Origin of the sequence: Sphingomonas sp. (assembly GCF_965248875.1) — a bacterium.
GTDB lineage: Bacteria > Pseudomonadota > Alphaproteobacteria > Sphingomonadales > Sphingomonadaceae > Sphingomonas.
This window is the reverse complement of the sequence record NZ_CBDFKR010000007.1, coordinates 1-15,235: the sequence shown is the minus strand read 5'-3', so window position 1 is coordinate 15,235 and position 15,235 is coordinate 1. Positions and strand designations below refer to the sequence as shown.

The 15,235-nt window shown below is 69.2% G+C and carries 15 protein-coding genes; 6 read left to right on the top strand and 9 right to left on the bottom strand.

Annotated elements, in window-relative coordinates; all coding sequences use genetic code 11:
- Window position 1: 1 nt before the first annotated feature.
- Genes ACP2AD_RS04750 through ACP2AD_RS04725 form a run of 6 tightly spaced genes read left to right on the top strand, consistent with a single transcriptional unit; the run spans window position 2 to window position 5,372 of the window.
- Window positions 2–832, top strand: a complete 831-nt coding sequence (locus ACP2AD_RS04750; protein ID WP_425228942.1) for a 3-hydroxyacyl-CoA dehydrogenase family protein — start codon at window positions 2–4, stop codon at window positions 830–832.
- Window positions 829–1,305 carry a hypothetical protein gene (locus ACP2AD_RS04745; protein WP_425228941.1) on the top strand — a complete coding sequence of 159 codons (477 nt, stop codon included), beginning with the start codon at window positions 829–831 and terminating at the stop codon, window positions 1,303–1,305. Before ACP2AD_RS04750 ends, ACP2AD_RS04745 begins: the two co-directional genes overlap by 4 nt.
- Window positions 1,299–1,721, top strand: a complete 423-nt coding sequence (locus tag ACP2AD_RS04740) for a GlcG/HbpS family heme-binding protein (RefSeq protein WP_425228940.1) — start codon at window positions 1,299–1,301, stop codon at window positions 1,719–1,721. The genes ACP2AD_RS04745 and ACP2AD_RS04740 overlap by 7 nt, the downstream gene beginning before the upstream one ends.
- Entirely contained in the window at window positions 1,718–2,674 is a 957-nt protein-coding gene (locus ACP2AD_RS04735) for a D-2-hydroxyacid dehydrogenase (protein WP_425228939.1), read from the top strand. The genes ACP2AD_RS04740 and ACP2AD_RS04735 overlap by 4 nt, the downstream gene beginning before the upstream one ends.
- Window positions 2,671–3,873 carry a M24 family metallopeptidase gene (locus ACP2AD_RS04730; RefSeq protein WP_425228938.1) on the top strand — a complete coding sequence of 401 codons (1,203 nt, stop codon included), beginning with the start codon at window positions 2,671–2,673 and terminating at the stop codon, window positions 3,871–3,873. The genes ACP2AD_RS04735 and ACP2AD_RS04730 overlap by 4 nt, the downstream gene beginning before the upstream one ends.
- Window positions 3,870–5,372, top strand: a complete 1,503-nt coding sequence (locus tag ACP2AD_RS04725) for a carotenoid oxygenase family protein (RefSeq protein ID WP_425228937.1) — start codon at window positions 3,870–3,872, stop codon at window positions 5,370–5,372. Before ACP2AD_RS04730 ends, ACP2AD_RS04725 begins: the two co-directional genes overlap by 4 nt.
- Before the next feature lie 9 nt (window positions 5,373–5,381).
- Here ACP2AD_RS04725 and ACP2AD_RS04720 read toward each other — a convergent pair whose 3' ends face one another.
- The 9 genes from ACP2AD_RS04720 to ACP2AD_RS04680 form a co-directional block, all read right to left on the bottom strand.
- Window positions 5,382–6,068, bottom strand: coding sequence for a DAPG hydrolase family protein (locus ACP2AD_RS04720; RefSeq protein ID WP_425228936.1), 687 nt, complete (start codon window positions 6,066–6,068; stop codon window positions 5,382–5,384).
- Between the two features lie 8 nt (window positions 6,069–6,076).
- Window positions 6,077–6,736, bottom strand: coding sequence for a glutathione S-transferase family protein (locus tag ACP2AD_RS04715; RefSeq protein ID WP_425228935.1), 660 nt, complete (start codon window positions 6,734–6,736; stop codon window positions 6,077–6,079).
- Window positions 6,733–7,155 carry a DoxX family protein gene (locus ACP2AD_RS04710; protein ID WP_425228934.1) on the bottom strand — a complete coding sequence of 141 codons (423 nt, stop codon included), beginning with the start codon at window positions 7,153–7,155 and terminating at the stop codon, window positions 6,733–6,735. The genes ACP2AD_RS04715 and ACP2AD_RS04710 overlap by 4 nt, the downstream gene beginning before the upstream one ends.
- A gap of 2 nt (window positions 7,156–7,157) precedes the next feature.
- Complete coding sequence (locus ACP2AD_RS04705) at window positions 7,158–9,716, bottom strand: TonB-dependent receptor (RefSeq protein ID WP_425228933.1); 2,559 nt, start codon at window positions 9,714–9,716, stop codon at window positions 7,158–7,160.
- Between the two features lie 107 nt (window positions 9,717–9,823).
- Complete coding sequence (locus ACP2AD_RS04700) at window positions 9,824–10,630, bottom strand: IclR family transcriptional regulator (protein ID WP_425228932.1); 807 nt, start codon at window positions 10,628–10,630, stop codon at window positions 9,824–9,826.
- A gap of 82 nt (window positions 10,631–10,712) precedes the next feature.
- A complete protein-coding gene (locus ACP2AD_RS04695) occupies window positions 10,713–12,185 on the bottom strand; it encodes an AMP-binding protein (RefSeq protein WP_425228931.1) in 1,473 nt (490 codons plus the stop codon).
- Window positions 12,182–13,018, bottom strand: coding sequence for a p-hydroxycinnamoyl CoA hydratase/lyase (locus ACP2AD_RS04690; RefSeq protein WP_425228930.1), 837 nt, complete (start codon window positions 13,016–13,018; stop codon window positions 12,182–12,184). Before ACP2AD_RS04690 ends, ACP2AD_RS04695 begins: the two co-directional genes overlap by 4 nt.
- 12 nt (window positions 13,019–13,030) lie before the next feature.
- A complete protein-coding gene (locus ACP2AD_RS04685) occupies window positions 13,031–14,449 on the bottom strand; it encodes an aldehyde dehydrogenase (RefSeq protein WP_425228929.1) in 1,419 nt (472 codons plus the stop codon).
- 29 nt (window positions 14,450–14,478) lie between these two features.
- On the bottom strand, window positions 14,479–15,235 hold a 757-nt coding region (locus tag ACP2AD_RS04680; RefSeq protein ID WP_425228928.1), incomplete at its 5' end, for a PrpF domain-containing protein.

Here is a 15,235-nt window from a genome sequence, read left to right as displayed (position 1 = left end):
GATGGTGCGGGTCGCGCTGATCGGGGCCGGGATGATGGGTACGGGGCTGGCGCGGCTGTTCGCGGGCGTGGGCTGGCCCGTCGCGGTGTGGGACCGGGACGCAGCGGCGCTCGCCCGACTGATCGAGGCCGTTCCGGCGGCGGTGGCCGCGGCAAGCCTGGCCGAGGCGATCGGCGACGCGGTGCTGGTGATCGAGGCGGTGGCCGAACGGCTGCCGGTCAAGCAGGCGGTATTCGCCGAGCTGGCGGCTGCCGCCCGCGGCGACGCGATCCTGGCTACCAACTCGTCGGTTATCCAGGTTGGCGCGGTCGGTGCGACGCTCGACGATGCGGCAGCCGCACGGGTGGTGGGCACCCATTTCTGGAACCCGCCCGATCTCATCCCGCTGGTCGAGGTGATCGCGGCGGCGCGCACTGCCGACGCGACTGTCGAGCGTACGATGGCGCTGCTGACGCGGGCCGGGCGCGAGCCGGTGCGGGTGCGCCGCGACGTCGTGCCGGGCAATCGCCTGCAACACGCGCTATGGCGCGAGGCGATGTCGCTGGTCGACGAAGGGGTGTGCTCACCCGCCGATGTCGACCATATCGTCCGCCGCAGCTTCGGCGCGCGGCTGGCGGCGCTGGGGCCGCTGGAAAATGCCGATCTGGTCGGGCTGGAGCTGACCCGCGACATTCATCAGGTGGTATTGCCGATGCTGAGCCGCGCGAGCGAGCCCGCCGCTGGCCTGCTCGAACGTCTCGCAGGGGGGCGGACATATCTTGGATCGACCGCCGACGAGGCCGCCGCTGCCCGCGCGCGTCTTGCCGCGCATCTCAGGGGCGCGTTCGCGTGACCGATCCCGCCACCAGGGCCGTCCGCATCGAGACCTGCGTCTCGATCGCGATCAATGCGCTGATCCCGGCCGGCATCATTTGGCTCGTGGGCATTCCAGGCCCCGAGGCATTGGGCGGCGCGACAGGGCTGGTGCAGGGAATGCTCAAGGCGGCGGGGCTTGCCACCTTGCTGATGACGCTGGTGCTGACCGCCATCCTGCGCGCGCGGCTGCGCAAGGGCGGCCTGCCGCGCACCCCCGCCGTGACGGGCCCCGGCCGATTCCTGCCGGCGCGCCTGCTGCCGCGTGCGATCGTGCTGGCACTGGCGGCAATCGCGCTACTGGTGCCGCTCGGCACGCTCGCCGCGCTGGCGCTGCACATCCTGCCGCTGACGCGCGTGGGGTTGCTGATCTTCAACATCGCCTTTGGCGCAATGGTCGGGCTGACCATGGCCCCGCCGCTCGTCCGCCGCGCGCTGGCTGACCTATGCTGACGCTCGCGCAGGCCAACGGCATCGCCACGGCGGCGCGCGCCCATGCCGCAACCAACGCCATCGCGCCGCTGTGCGTGACGGTACTGGATGCAGGCGGCCACCCGCTCGCGGTGCAGCGCGACGAGCGCGCCTCCCTCTACCGGCCCGACATCGCCGCGGCCAAGGCGATGGGATGCCTCGGCATGGGGTTCGGCGGCCGCGCGGTGGCGCAGCGCGCGGGCGCGGCACCGGCCTTCTATGCGGCGGTGGGTGCGCTCCGGCCGCTGCTGCCGGTGCCGGGCGGGGTGCTGATCCGCGACGCCGCCGGCGTGCTGCTCGGCGCGGTCGGTATCAGCGGCGACACCGCGCCCAATGACGAGGCCTGCGCGGTCGCGGGGATCGCGGCGGCGGGGCTGGTCGCGGATACCGGCGCATGACGCAACTGCTCGCGATCCTTGCCGAACCGGAGCGCAGTGCGATGGCGTTCGAGCGGCTTTCGGTGCGATTCCCCGGGGTGAAGGTGACGACGGGCGGTGCGGCGGTGGCGACCGACCACGCCGCCGACGCGGAAATCCTGGTGACGATCGGGCCCGCGCTGGGTCGCGCGGCGAACCAAATATTCGTGGCGGCGGGCAAGCTGCGCTGGATACAGTCGATCGGAACGGGCACGGACAATCTGCTCGGCCACCCGGCGCTTCGGCCCGGCGTCGCCGTCACCAACGTGCGCGGGGTGCATGGCGATCAGATGTCGGAGGCCGCGATCGGCGCGATGCTCGCGCTGGCGCGCGATCTGCCGCGGATCGTGCGGCAGCAGGCGGAGGCGCGGTGGGAGCGGTTCGCGCCGCGGCTGCTGGCCGGCGCCACCGTCGGCATCCTGGGCCTGGGCGCTATCGCCGCCGCGCTGGCGCCTCGGCTGAAGGCGCTCGGCATGACGACGGTCGGGATCGGCGGGACGCCGCGCGCGCTCGACGGCTTCGACCGGGTCGAGCCGCGCGGTGCGCTGGTCGAGGTCGCGGCCGGTCTGGATTACCTGGTCGTGCTGACCCCTTATTCAACTGACACGCATCATCTGGTCGACGCGGCGGTGCTCGCGGCGATGAAACCCGACGCATGCGTCGTGAACCTTGCGCGCGGTGGGGTGGTGGACGAGGCGGCTTTGCTGATCGCCCTCGACGCGGGGCGGCTCAGCGGCGCGGCGCTTGACGTGTTCGCGCAGGAACCGCTCGGCGCGGACAGCCCGTGGTGGCGGCATCCGCGCGTGCTGGTCACGCCGCACCTTGGCGGCTTTCACGCGGGCTATGGCGAGCAGGTGTACACGGCGGTCGCCGACAATCTGCGCCGCTACCTGGCGGGCGGGATCGAGGCGCTGGTCAATCGGGTGGACGCATGACCCACGACGAACGCGTCAACACGCCCATCCCGACTCGCGAGCTGGAGCGCCGCTGGGCGGCGACGCGCGCTGCGATGGCGGCGGCAAGGATCGACGTGCTGCTCTGTCAGGCCAACCAGGACTTCATGGGCGGCTATCCCAAATGGTTCACCGACCTGCCCGCGACGCAGGGCTACACCGAGATCGTGGTGTTCCCGCGCGACGCGGGCATGACCCTGATCGGGCAGGGGCCGTTCGGCGTCGATCGCGCCGTGCCGGACGAGGGCGACGGCGTGCGGCGTGGCGTCGATCGGGTGCTGACCGCGCCGATGTATGCGTCCGCGGGCTATACCCACGCCTATGACGCCGAGCTGACGCTGAAGGCGCTCGCGCCCTTTGCGCGCGCCACGATCGGGCTGGTCGGGCTGTCGACGCTGTCCTGGCACCTGATCGAGGCGCTCAAGCGCCAGCTCTCGGGCGCCACCTTCGTCGACGCCTCTGACCTCGTCGACCGGATCAAGGCCATCAAGAGCGCCGACGAGATCGTGGTCATCCGCGAGGTCGCCGCCATGCAGGACCGCGCCACGGCGGCGGCATTCGATGCGATCCGCCCCGGCGGGCGAGACCGCGACGTGACCGCCGCGGCGGAGTGCCTCTCGCTCCGCGAAGGCAGCGAGCAGGGCCTCTACATGGTCGCCTCCTCGCCAGTCGGGGTCGGCGTGCAGTTCCGCAACCGTCATTATCAGGACCGCGTCATCCAGCCCGGCGACCAGGTCGCGCTGCTGATCGAGAATGCAGGCATCGGCGGCTTCTATTGCGAGATCGGACGCACCGCGGTGCTCGGCCGCGCCACCGACGCGATGCACCGCAGCCTCGAGGAGGTAAAGGCGGCGCGCGCCTTCATGCTCGACCGGCTGCGGCCGGGCGGTGACTGCGCCGCGATCTGGCACGATTACAACGCGTACATGCGCGGTCGCGGCCTGCCCGAAGAGGACCGGCTGCACTGCCACTCGATGGGCTATGACCTCGTCGAGCGGCCGCTGGTGCGCTTCGACGAGCCGATGCCGCTGGCGGCGAACATGGTCGTATCGTGCCACCCAACCTGGTTCGACGCCGACGGTCTGCACTGGCTGTGCGACAATTATCTGATCGGCGAGGACGCGACTGAACGCCTCCATGCCTATCCGCAAGAGATCATCGAGATCGGAGACCTTTCATGACGATCGCCCCCGACATGCCCGCGCCCGGCCGCCGCTTTCCCGAGCAGCTGATCTACAACGGCTATTCCGCGCCGGTGCGGATCGAGGGCGACGTCCTCGACCTGGAAGTGGATGGCACGATCCCGCCCGAGCTGGAGGGCACCTATTACCGCAACAGCGCCGACCCCCGCTATCCGCCGCGGCTGGGCAAGGACATCTTCCTAAACGGCGACGGGATGATCCACATGGTGCGGATCGAGAACGGGCACGCCGATCTCAAGACGCGCTACGTCCGCACGCCCAAATGGAAGGCGGAGCGCGCCGCCCGCCGGGCGATGTTCGGGGCCTATCGCAATCCCTTCACCGACGATCCGCAGGTCGAGGGCATGGATCGCGGCACCGCCAATACCTCGGTCTGGTGGAACAACGGCAAGCTGTATGCGCTGAAGGAGGACTCGCGCCCCACCCGGCTCGATCCCGACACGCTGGAGACGCTGGGCAGCCACGATTTCGACGGGCGGCTGACCAGCAAGACCTTCACCGCCCACCCCAAGATCGACCCGCGTACCGGCGAGACGGTCGCGTACGGCTACAATGTCGACGGGGTCGCCAGCCCCGTGATCGAGCTCTATTTCATCGACCCGGACGGTACGCTGACCCGTACCGAGCAGTTCGAGGCGCCGTATCCGTCGATGGTCCACGACTTCATGCTGTCCGAAAACTACATTGCCTTCACCATCTGTCCCATGGTGTGCGACTGGGACCGGGTAAAGGCGGGCGAGCCGTTCTTCCACTGGAACGGCACGCTGCCGACCAAGGTCGCGGTGATCCCGCGTGCACCCGGCGGGACGGGCAGCATCCGCTGGTTCACCTCTCCCGTCACCGGCATGGAGACGCATACCTTCAACGCCTGGGAAGAAGGCTCGACGCTGCATCTGGAGCATTTCTTCACCGGCACCGGCTGGCTGTCGCAATTCCCCGACGTCAACGATCCCGCCAATCGCGAGCAGCCGCCGTTCGCCTATCGCTGGAGCTTCGACCTCGCGTCGAACGAGGACCGGTTCGAGAGTGTCAAGCTGTTCCCGCAGGTCGGCGAGATGCCGATGATCGACCATCGCTACGCCACGAAGAAGACGCGGCATTTCTGGTTTGGCACCAGCAACCCCGCGCTCGGCCCGATGCTGCCGCTCGGTCCCAAGGGCCCGCCGTTCACCTGCATCGGCCATTGGGACGCACAGGCCGACAAGCTCGACTTTTTCTATGCCGGGCCGGACTCCGCGCCCGAGGAGCCAGTGTTCGTGCCCAAGAGCGCTGATGCCGGACAGGGCGACGGCTGGCTACTGACGATCGTCGGCCGGCGCGCGGAGAACCGGACCGATCTCGTCATCCTGGACGCGCTGAACCTGTCAGCCGGGCCAGTCGCGACGCTGCGCTTTCCGGCGCGCGTCCATGAAGGATTTCACGGCATCTGGGTGCCGAGCGCGGCGGGCGAGGAGGCCGCGTTGCTGGCGGCGGAATGACAGGTGCGGCTACCAGGGCCGCGTCACGGCCACGTCCTCCGGGCCCTCGGCAAGGTAGAGCGAGGGCAGGATGCGCGACAGGTAAGTGAACTCGTCGTAGCAATGCTGAAGCAACGCGGGCGCCTGTTCATCGGGGAAGATCCGCGCGATCTCCGCCGGCGGCATCCCAACCTGCGGCAGATCGTGGCCGAGGAAGAAACGCGTGCGCAGCACCATGCCCCACGGCGTGTCGCGGCCGAGATGGATCAGCCGCGTGCCGATCACCGCGCCGTCGGGCCGGCGGCGGGGATCAAAGCCCGGGCCGCCATGCGCGAGGATCGCGGCCGACACCGCGCCGCCCGCGCGCGCCGCCGCCAGCGCGCCGGCGTCGAACGCCTCGGCCGGATCGCGGAACTGGATGGAGAGCTGCTCGGCCGGGCGCTCGGTGAACCGCTCCTCGGCCTGATGGATCGCGCCGACCGGACTGCCCGCCGCGCCCTCGACCCAATTCGATGCGATATGATCGATCGGGTGCCACCAGCGATACTCGCGCGTGCCCATCCGCGATCCGAACCACCATTCCAGCATCGCGCCGGTACAGCCGTGCATGTCGGTGCGGATGGCGACGTGCAGCACACCATTGTTCTGGCGCTGCCAACCCATTTCGAGTGGCATCGGGCGGGGATCAAGCAGGCGATCGGCATCTGCGAAGTGCATGGCTGGCCTTACACGAACATGGCGAGGATGCCCGACGCATCCGCCGGGCGGGGAATGGTGAAATGGATCGGCTTCCAGTCGGCCGCGGCGGGGCGCTCGAGACACCGGTGCAGCCAGGCGGCGAGCGCGGGATAGGCATCGACCGGCACCCGCGCAAGCGGGACCAGGGTCAGCACGCTGGCGACGTTCAGGTCGGCGACCGAGAACTGCTCGCCGAGCAGATGGGCCGAGCGCGCGAGGTGCGCGTCGATGACCTTGAACGGCCGATCCAGCTTGCGCAGTGCCAGCGCGGCCTGATCAGCGTCGCGACCGGCCGGCGGAAACAGGAACAGGTTGGCGGCGGCGAGCAGCAGCGCGCGTTCCACCTCGGTCGCGACCCACAGGCTCCATTCGACCGCACGCGCCGTCTGCACCGGACCGGCCGGCGCGAGCGGCCCGCCATAGCGCGCCGCGAGATAGAGGTTGATTGAAAGCGACTCGACGAACGTCTCGCCATCGTCGATCAGCACGGGCACCCGGCCGTTTGGGTTGATCGCCAGGAAGTCGGGCGCGCGCGTGCTGCCGTCGGTGAAGCTGGTCGGGACATGCTTGAACGGCAGATCAAGTTCTTTGAGCATCCACATGACGCGGTGCGCCCGCGAGTAGGGATGGCCGTAGAGGGTCCTCATTCGTGCGCGGCTGTCACGGGTCGGCCGGCACCGAACACGACCACGTAGAGGAGGCCGCCGACCATCACGAAATGATGGAAGAAATTGTCGATCATCATCTGCCACTGGTCGGGCGGCACCGCCCAGAAGCGATGAAACCACAGATTGAGGCCAAACGCCCACAGCGCCAGCACTGCGGCGCCGTAGCGGCAGGTGGCGGGGATCAGCAGCGCCGCCGCCCCCGCCAGCTCGATCACGATCGCCGCGGGAATGGCGAGCTGTGGCACCGGAATGCCGAACGCCGCCGCGAATCCGGCCGCTCCCGCCGGGTCGGTCAGCTTTTCCAAGCCGCTGAACACGAACAGCGACGCCATGCCGATGCGCGCCAGCAGCAGGAAAGAGCGCTCGTGCCGCACGTCAAGCAGGGTTCGGTCCACCACCCTCAGAACTTGACGCTGCCGCGCACGCCGTAGCTCCGGCGCGGGTAATAGTTGGTGCTGATCGAATTGCCGGTGCTGCCGCTGAACTGCGCCGCCGCGGCGGCGGTGACATCGAACAGATTGCGGACATAGCCGGTCAGCATCCATCGTTCGTCCGCGGGACCGAAGGTGACCGACAGGTCCACTGTGGTGTCGTCGCCGGAGTTCTGCTGGGGCAGCCGCTCGAAACCGATCACGCGGTTAGAGCGATAGCGTACCTCTCCGGTCAGAGTCGCCCGGTAGTCGCCAACGGTGAAGCTCTGGTCGCCCCCTGCGTTGAACGACCAGCGTGGCGAGTTGTAGCCGCGCTGACCGGCGCAATCGACCGTGTAGACCTGCTGCGCAGCGGCGCTTGCGGGTGCGCTCACCCGGCAGCCGGTAACCGGCGTCAGGTTGGTGCCGCCGAACGGATTGGTATAGGCGAAGCGATCGATGCGATTGTCGAGATACTGAACGGAGCCACGCAGCAGCGTTGTCGGCGTCGCCCGTAGCTGCGTATCGAAGTCGACGCCCTGGATCGTCGATCGCCCGATATTCTCGGTAAACAGGTTGGTCGCGCCACTCGCCTCGAAGCCGAAATGCGAAACCTGCTGATTGGTGTATTTCCAGCGGAACAGCTCGACGTTGACCTGCAGGCGATTGTCGAGGAACCGGTTCTTCGACCCCAGCGTCAGCGCCGTTATATATTCGGGCTGATAGGTCGGATAGGTGGCCGAAGCCGAGAAACCGCCGCTGCGGAACCCGGTCTCGTAACTGACGTACAGGAGCGAGGCGGGGCCCAGATCATATTCGGCCGCGGCGCGATAGGTGAAGCGGCTGAACGCCTCGCGCGGGTTGCCGCTATCCTGATTGTCGAGGATGAGGTTGCCGGCCGTCCCGAACGGGACCGGGCCGCGGTTCGGCATGGGAATGGGCGCGAACGGCAGCTGGTCGAGCGAGCGAGCCGGGGTCACCGAAGGTCCCCCGAAGCAGCCGGGGCCGTTCGGCGGTGGCGGTCGCGAACAGATCTCCACCAGCGTGTCGGCCACGTAGTCGAACCGCTTGCGGTCGCGGGTATACCGCGCGCCGCCTACCAGCCGCAGCCTGTCCGTCAGGTTGGCGACGATCCGGCCGAAGCCGGCGACGGACTTGGTGCCCGTTGCGATGTTCTGAAACACATTGATCTGAAATTGCGAGAACGTGTATTGTGCACGGATGCTTTCGTCGAAGTAATAGCCGCCGATCAGCCATTCGATCGGCCCGATCGTCTTGCCCTGGAGCCGCAGCTCGGCGCTGTATTGGCGATCCTCCTCGGTGTTGATCCCGGCGGCGAAGGCAGGTCCGTTGAACACCGAATCCAGCGTCGACTTGCGATAGGCGGGAAGGAACGTGAACTGGCCGATGCCGGTATCGAGCGACACCTCCGCGAGGATGCCCCGATAGTCGTTGTCCAGCGCCGGATAGGCATAGGCCTGCCCCGGCTTGAGAAACTCGCCTAGAGCCGGAAAGGTACCGGGATTGATGAACGCGCCACCGATCACAAGGGTGCGGAAATACGCCTGGCTCCTCGCGGTGTGCAGCCCGTCATAGGCGGGTATGTTGGCAGGGATGTAAGTATAGTTGGCGGTCGATGCCGCAGTCGCGGGCGACCCCGGCGTGTAGCGCAACGAGCCGTTAAACGAGGCGCCAGGCCCCACCCCGCCCTGGTGCGAATAGTCGGCGGCGATCCGAACGCTGAGGCTGTCGCTCAGCCGGCCATAGAGCTGGAGACGGACCGCCTGGCCGACCTCGTCGTTGGTGCCGTCGCGATTGTAGCCGTCATCGTGGACGACCTTGCCCGCAGCGCGGAAGGCAAACCGGTCGCCCAGCGGGATGTTTACCGCCGCCTCGCCATCGACCGCGTCGAACCTGCCATAGCCGCCGCGCACATAGCCGCTGAACTCGCCCAGGATGGGCTTGGCGGGAATGACGTTGACCGCGCCGCCCGTCGCATTGCGGCCGTACAGCGTGCCCTGCGGCCCCTTCAGCACCTCGACCCGGTCAAGGTCGAAGAAGGTGCCGGTGGTGGACGTCGGCCGGCCCAGATAGACCCCGTCGACATTGAACGCGATCGCCGGGTCGGCATACGCGTTGACGGTGAAGTTGCCGACACCGCGCACGAAAAAGCTGGTGTTGGCGCCCCCCGCCTTGGTGACGATCAGCGCGGGCACGGCGGCGTTGAGCGTGGTAGGGGTGACGACGCCCGCATTGGTCAGCACGCCCGGCGTCACGACGGCGATCGCCACCGCGGCGCGCTGTGCCGACTCGCTGCGGCGCTGGGCGGTGACGATGATGTCGGCGAGCCCGGCCCCGGCCCGGTCGGTCGCCTCCGTCGTTGCCGGCTGATCGGCGGCAGGCGCCGGCGCGGCCGGATCAGCGGCGGCGGGGGAACCCGCCTGCGCGGGCTCGCTGGATTGGGGAGCGGTCGTGGCCGACTGCGCCCATGCGGGTTGTGCGGCGACGGCGAGGGCCAGAACGCTTGTCGTGAGCACAAGATGCTTCATCGGAACCTCTCCCGGCGCGATTACGCCATTGCCGCCCGATCGAAAGCCGGGTCGGCCTCGTCATGCCTGTGTTCCGTATCGCGGTCAATACCGACCGCATCGTGGTTTTAGCTTGAGGTCGAACTGGCGCCGGGGATCAGCTGCATGATCTCTGCGCGGGTGGCGAGAAGTGCCGCCTGCACCTCTTCCCGGCGTTGGGCGAAGCGTTGAGACGGCATCGGGACGGAGAGGGCAAAGGGGCGGCGCAGCGGATCGACAAAGGCGGTGCCGACCGCGCTGATCCCTTCCGAATGCTCCTCTACATCGTAGGCGAGGTGCGTCGCCGCCGCTTCCTCGATCTCGTCGGCCAGCATCGCCAGGCTCGTCACCGTGCGCGGGGTGTGCGCGGGCAGTCGCCGTGGCAGCAGGATTGCGCGCCGCGCGGCCGGCAGGCAGGCGAGCAGCGCCTTGCCATTGGCGGTGCAATGCAGCGGAAAGGTCTCGCCGACCGAGGAGATCGCGACCAGCCGCAGCGTGCCGATCGCCTGGTCGACGAACATCGCGGTCCTGCCCTGCAACACCGAAAGGTCTACTGTCTCGCCCAGCGACCGCGATAGGTCCTGCATAATCGGGCGAACGATCTTGTCCGTTTCGATGTTCGCCGCCGACGCCAGCCGGACCAGCGCCGGACCCAGCATCACGCCGGCGCGGGGGCCCGCGCTGATCAGCAGCTGCTCCTCGCCGAGCGCGGCGACGATGCGCTGGACGGTCGATCTCGCGAGCCCCAGCCGCAGCGCGAGTTCGCCCAAGCTCAGCCCGTCCGGCTCGTTCTCCAGCGCGCGCAGGATCGACGCGGCGCGAGCGATGACCTGGATCCCGCCGCTCCGGTCGTTCGCCTTGTTCTCGGCCTCGTCCACGTCCTCGATGACTGCCACGGCCCGCCTTTCGTTGATCGGGCCAGCCGTGTGCAGAAACACCGCCATGTGGCAACAATCATCCGCAATATGGACGTGCCGGTCAGCGCAACAGGTGCTTCTGCACCTTGCCCGATGCGGTGCGCGGGATCGGGCGGCCGCAGACGATCGTCGCGGGCACCTTGAACGCGGCGAGCCGCGCGCGGCAATGCCCGAGCAGCTGCTCGCCCGTGACCGTGCGCCCTGGCGCCGCCACCACGAACGCGCGGCCAACCTCTCCCCAGCGCGCGTCAGGCACCCCGATTACCGCGCATTCGGCGACTTCCGCCAGCTCGGCGAGGACTGTCTCCACCTCGGCCGGATACACGTTCTCGCCGCCCGAGATGTACATGTCCTTGCGCCGATCGACGATGAAGTAGAAGCCGTCGGCATCACGGCGGACCAGGTCGCCCGAGCGGAACCAGCCGTCGCAGAATGCGGCGGCAGACAGTGCGGGCCGGTTCCAGTAGCCAGCGGTCACGCCCGGCCCGCGAACCCACAGCTCGCCGACCTCGCCATCGGGCAAATCCCGCCCCTCCTCGTCAACGATGCGCAGCGAGACACCGGCATAGGGCAACCCGATCGACCCGGCCTTGTTGATCAGCTGTGCGGGATCGCCGACCGGCATGCCCGTCGTGGAGCAGGTCTCCGTCATGCCGAAACCGTCCGACATCGCGATGCCGGCGGTGACGAAGCGCTCGATCTGCGCGGCCGGGTTCGGCGCACCACCGGTCGCGAGCACCGTCAGCCCGCGCAGCATCGCCGGGTCGAAGCCGGGCGCGTTCCAAAGCCGCTGCGCCATCTGAGGCACCGAAAAATAGTGGGTGACGCGCAGCGCCGGGTCGGCGAGCCGCGCGAGCGTCACTGCGGGATCGAAGCCGGACGAGATCAGCACCGTGCCCCCCGCCAGCAACGGCGTCCGTGCGGCCGCGAAGAGGCCGGCAGTGTGGAACAGCGGGTTGTCGACCAGAAAGACGCTGTCGCTCGCCACTTGGTTGCCGAGCATGAACGCGATGCTGCCCCACCACGCGTTCGCCTCGCTGATCATCACCCCCTTCGGCAATCCGCTGGTGCCCGAGGTGTAGAGCAGCGTCGTCGGCGCGTCCCAAGGCTGGCGCGCCGTAATCGGGGGTGGTGTCGCGGGACGAGTGGCGATCGCCGCGGTCCAGTCGGCGGAGATCAGCCGCTCGCCGGAATAGCCCGGCGCGGCGAAGTCGTCGTCGGCCACGAGCAGCACGGCGCCGCTGTCCGCCAGCAGCGCCGCGATCTCCGGTTCGGCGAGGCGCCAGTTGAGCGGTACGAAGATCGCTCCGGCCCGCGCGCAGCCGAGCTGGAGGATCAGCAGGTCCGCACGGTTGCGCGCCAAGGTCGCCACCCGCGCGCCGCTCGCCGGTCCGAACCGGGCGAGCAGTTCATTGGCGGCGCGGTCGACGTCCGCGTCGAACGCCGCCCAGCTCCACCGCCGGCCGCTCGCCAGGTCGACACAGGCCAGCGCCGCGCCGCGCGCGCGGCCATGCGCGGCGATGTAGTCGATCATGTCGCCGGTCGCGCCAGGTCATAGGTGGCGAGCCCGGGCTTGTAGCTCTTGTCGTCGATGAACTGCCGAATGCCCTCTTTGCGCCCCTCATTGTCATAGCTGTTGGCTGCTTCCTGCGCGCGGATCAGATAGTCCTCGGCATTGTCATAGGTCATTTCCGACACGCGGCGCACCGCGTCCTTCGTCGCCTTGAGCGCGACCGGATTCTTGGCGAGCAGCACTGCCGCGACCGCCTCGACGCGGGCCCTCAGCGCGTCGGCCGGCATCGCCGCGTTGACGAAACCCCAGGCGGCGGCGGTGCGCCCGTCGATGTTCTCGCCGGTCAGCGCATGGTACATGGTATTGCGAAAGCCGGTCAGGCTCGCCGCTACCTTAGTCGCGCCGCCGCCGGGCAGGATGCCCCAGTTTATCTCTGACAGGCCGAACTGCGCGTTTTCGTCGGCAAAGGCGAGATCGCACGCGAACAGCGGGCCATAGCCGCCGCCGAAGCACCAGCCGTTGACCATCGCGATCGTCGGCTTCTGGAACCAGCGCAGCCGCCGCCACCAGCCATAGGCCTCGCGCTGCGCCTGCCGCGTGCCGGCCAGCCCTTGCGCCTCGGTCTCGCGGAAATACTCCTTCAGGTCCATGCCCGCAGACCAGGCGCTGCCCTCGCCCGTCAGCACCAGCACGCCGACATCGTCGCGATGCTCCAGCTCGTCCAGCACCGCGCCCATCCGCCGGTTGAGCCGGGGGCTCATGCAGTTGCGCTTTTCGGGACGGTTGAACCGCACCCAGGCGATGCGGTCGATCACCTCGAAGGCGACGGTGTCGTGTTCGGCGCGGTCCGTCATGCTGATCCCCGTTCAGATCGGATAATGGCCGGGCTGCGTCTCGATCGTAATCCAGCGCAGCTCGGTAAAGGCGTCGATGCCGGCCTTGCCGCCGAACCGGCCATAGCCACTGGCGCCGACGCCGCCGAAGGGCATCTGCGCCTCGTCATGAACGGTCGGGCCGTTGACATGGCAGATACCCGACCGGATCCGCCGCGCGACGCGCAGGCCGCGCGCGGTGTCGCGGGTGAAGACGGCGGCGGACAGGCCGTAGTCGCTGTCGTTGGCAAGGCGGATCGCGTCCTCCTCGTCCGCCGCACGGACGATCGCCACCACGGGGCCGAAGCTCTCCTCGCGGAACAGCTTCATCGCGGGCGTCACGCAGTCGACGACGTGCGCGGGCATCAGCACGCCGTCCGCCGCACCGCCGTTCAGCACGACCGCGCCTGCATCGAGCGCGTCGGCGACCAGGGCCTGGACATGGCCGACGGTCTTCAGGTCGACCACTGCGCCCAGCGGGGTCCGCCCCTCGCGTGGATCGCCGACCGCCATCGTCGCCACCTTCGCGCTGAACTTCTCGGCAAAGGCGTCGGCGATCGCCTCGACGACGATAATCCGCTCAGTCGACATGCAGATCTGGCCCTGGTTCATAAACGCGCCGAACGCCGCCGCCTTGACCGCCTCGTCGACGTCGGCGTCCTCCAGCACGATCAGCGGCGCCTTGCCGCCCAGCTCCAGCAACGCCGGCTTCAGATTGTCGGCCGCGCGCCGCGCGATGATGCGGCCGACCGCGGTCGAGCCGGTGAAGTTGATCCGCCGCACCGCCGCGTGGTCGATCAGCGCGCCGACCACCTCGCCCGCGTCCTTGGGTGCATTGCTGACGACGCCGATCAGCCCGTCGGGCAGGCCGGCGGCGGCAAAAGCCTCGACGATGATCTGGTGGGTTCGCGGGCAGACCTCCGACGCCTTGAAGACCACCGCGTTGCCGCAGGCGAGCGGCACCGCGATCGCGCGGACGCCCAGGATCACCGGCGCGTTCCAGGGCGCGATGCCGAGCACGACGCCCGCCGGCTCACGCAGCGCCATAGCGAGGCAGCCGGGCTTGTCGGACGGGATCACCTCGCCGCCGATCTGCGTCGTGAGTGCCGCCGCCTCGCGGATCATGCCGACCGCCAGTGCGATGTTGAAGCGCGCCCACCCCTCGGTCGCGCCGATCTCTTCCCTCATCGCCGTCACGATCTCGTCGCCGCGCGCGGCCAGCGCTTCGGCGGCGGCGGTCAGCACGGCGCGGCGCGCGTTCGGCCCGCTCCCGGCCCAGGCGGGGAACGCCGCCGCCGCACGGTCGGCTACCGCGACCGCCTCGCCCGGGGTCATCGCCGGCGCGCTGCTCGCCACGGCGCCGGTCAGCGGGTTGCGCCGGTGAACCATGCCCGCCCGATCGGCCTCGGCCATGCCGTCTCTCCTCTGTTTTCTTGCGGCGATCACGCGAACACGACCCCGTCCATCAGCTTGCGCGCGGTGCGCAGCAGCGCGGCACCGACGACCTGTCCGTTCCGGCCCATATCGAGGATGCAGGTCATCTCGCCGGTCGGGTGCTCCACCGCCACGGTGACGCGATCGCCGGCCTCGACCACCGCGACGGCGGCCGCCGGCGAGCCGGGCAGCAGGCAGGCGGTGGCGACGCTGACCGCGCCCAGCACGCCGACCGATGCATGGGCACGGTGCGGGATGAAGCTGCGCACCGTTACTGCGCCGCCGTGCCGTGGGGGCGCCACCAGCATGATCTTCGGCACCGTCTTCGCGGCGACGTCGCCAAGGTTCATCATCGGACCCGCGCGCAGGCGTATGCCCTCGATCCTGGCCTTGAGCGAAGTGTCGGCGTCGAGCGCGTCGCGATCCTCGTACCCGCTGGCGCCGACATCGGTCGCGCGCAGCACCACGCAGGGCATGCCGTTGTCGATCAGCGTGCAGGCGACGCCGTCGATCTCGTCGATGGCATGTCCGGTCGGAAGCAGCGCTCCGCACGACGAGCCGGCCGTGGCGCGGAACCGCAGCGCGACCGGTGCGGCGGTGCCCGGCACGCCGTCGATCCGCGCCAGGCCCGCAAACGCCGGCATGCCCCCCGGCGTCTGTACCGTCGCCACCGCGGTCTGCCCGGTGTTGACCATGTGGATCGCGACCGCGGTCTCGACGTCGACAGCGGCGACCAGTCCGCGCTCGATCGCGAACGGGCCGACA

Excerpts from the sequence above, each read along its gene's own strand:
- ACP2AD_RS04750 (WP_425228942.1), top strand. The coding sequence starts at position 2 with ATGGTGCGGGTCGCGCTGATCGGGGCCGGGATGATGGGTACGGGGCTG.
- ACP2AD_RS04740 (WP_425228940.1), top strand. The coding sequence starts at position 1,299 with ATGCTGACGCTCGCGCAGGCCAACGGCATCGCCACGGCGGCGCGCGCC.
- ACP2AD_RS04735 (WP_425228939.1), top strand. The coding sequence starts at position 1,718 with ATGACGCAACTGCTCGCGATCCTTGCCGAACCGGAGCGCAGTGCGATG.
- ACP2AD_RS04730 (WP_425228938.1), top strand. The coding sequence starts at position 2,671 with ATGACCCACGACGAACGCGTCAACACGCCCATCCCGACTCGCGAGCTG.
- ACP2AD_RS04725 (WP_425228937.1), top strand. The coding sequence starts at position 3,870 with ATGACGATCGCCCCCGACATGCCCGCGCCCGGCCGCCGCTTTCCCGAG.
- ACP2AD_RS04720 (WP_425228936.1), bottom strand. The coding sequence starts at position 6,068 with ATGCACTTCGCAGATGCCGATCGCCTGCTTGATCCCCGCCCGATGCCA.
- ACP2AD_RS04715 (WP_425228935.1), bottom strand. The coding sequence starts at position 6,736 with ATGAGGACCCTCTACGGCCATCCCTACTCGCGGGCGCACCGCGTCATG.
- ACP2AD_RS04705 (WP_425228933.1), bottom strand. The coding sequence starts at position 9,716 with ATGAAGCATCTTGTGCTCACGACAAGCGTTCTGGCCCTCGCCGTCGCC.
- ACP2AD_RS04695 (WP_425228931.1), bottom strand. The coding sequence starts at position 12,185 with ATGATCGACTACATCGCCGCGCATGGCCGCGCGCGCGGCGCGGCGCTG.
- ACP2AD_RS04690 (WP_425228930.1), bottom strand. The coding sequence starts at position 13,018 with ATGACGGACCGCGCCGAACACGACACCGTCGCCTTCGAGGTGATCGAC.
- ACP2AD_RS04685 (WP_425228929.1), bottom strand. The coding sequence starts at position 14,449 with ATGGCCGAGGCCGATCGGGCGGGCATGGTTCACCGGCGCAACCCGCTG.